This is a genomic window from Dietzia sp. B44, from assembly GCF_014145245.1.
Classification (GTDB): domain Bacteria; phylum Actinomycetota; class Actinomycetes; order Mycobacteriales; family Mycobacteriaceae; genus Dietzia; species Dietzia natronolimnaea.
In genome coordinates, this window is sequence record NZ_JAALEF010000511.1 from 30,733 (window position 1) to 32,067 (window position 1,335).

At 65.2% G+C, this 1,335-nt stretch carries 1 protein-coding gene; it reads right to left on the reverse strand.

What is annotated here, in order from left to right; all coding sequences use genetic code 11:
* Window positions 1-168: 168 nt before the first annotated feature.
* Window positions 169-1,335: IS30 family transposase (locus G6017_RS15490; protein WP_182618173.1), on the reverse strand; the 1,167-nt coding region annotated here is incomplete at its 5' end.

Sequence of the window (1,335 nt, forward strand, 5' to 3'; positions counted from 1 at the left end):
TGTTCGATGCAAGGCGTAGGAACCTGCATCTTCAAACGCCCCAGGACCCCCTCGACTCCCGCATCACCGCGCCCTCAGCGAACCCCCGCTACGCACTCCGGATCCGGAAGGGCCAGTTAACCTCGACCGGACTCGTCCGTCACAGTGACGCCGACACCCAGGGTGAATTCAATCGGTCGTCGCAACACTTGACGTTTGTAGTGACTGTAGATGATCGTCAAGGGCTTCGGCGGGAGTTCGCCACCCAAGCGTCTTTCGTGGCCGTGTGTTGAGGGTGTGTGCGATGGCTGCAAGGTCTTCTGCGGTCCAGCGGGAGAGGTCGGTGCCCTTCGGGAAGTACTGGCGCAGCAATCCGTTCGTGTTCTCGTTAGAGCCCCGCTGCCAGGGGCTGCGGGGGTCGGCGAAGAACACCGGCAGACCGGTCTCAACGGTGAACTGGGCATGCGCCGACAGCTCTTTGCCGCGGTCCCACGTCAACGAGCGCAGGAGGTGCTCGGGTAGGTCGGTGATCGTCCTGGCCAGCGCCCGCGACATGCTCTCGGCGCCGTATCCGGACAACGCGGGCCCGTTCTTCACTCGTGGCGTTTGCCCGTAGCCCTCCTCGCGGGGCAGATGCACGAGCATGGTGAACCTCGTGGTGCGCTCAACAAGGGTGCCGATTGCGGAGCGGTTGAGGCCAATGATCAGATCGCCTTCCCAGTGCCCGGGCACGGCCCGGTCCTCGGCTTCGGCGGGGCGCTCACTGATCAGGACTCTGTCGTTCACGTGCGCCCACGTGGCCGAACGGGTGCGCTCGCGCGGCACCCGCAGAGCGCGGCCCGTGCGCAGGCAGGTCACGAGTTCCCGCTTGAGAGCACCTCGCCCTTGGATGTAAAGCGCCTGGTAGATGGCTTCGTGGGAGATGCGCATGGACTCATCTTCCGGGAAGTCGACCTTCAGGCGGTTGCTGATCTGCTCGGGGCTCCAGCCCTTGACCCACCGGCGATCGCCTCGATGCGGCTTGTTGCGGCCCGCCCATTTTGCTTCCTCCGGCCCGTCGACCGGGGCTCCGTCACTGTCGGTGATCCTGCCGGCCAGTCGGTCCTGGACGTACTCGCGCAGGGGCTCGTTGCCGACCAGCTTCGCCTCTTTGGGGCGGGCGGCGAAGATCTCCGATTTCCACTGCGCAACCGATGCCCGGTACTCGAGCTTGCCGCCGCGAGTGGCAGCGTTGCGGCGCAGTTCGCGCGAGATCGTCGACGGCGCGCGATCCAGTGTGCGGGCGATTTCACGTACCCCCTTACCCTCGGCGACCATCACCGCAATCTCTTCGAGTAGTGCCCCATAGAGTGGTGT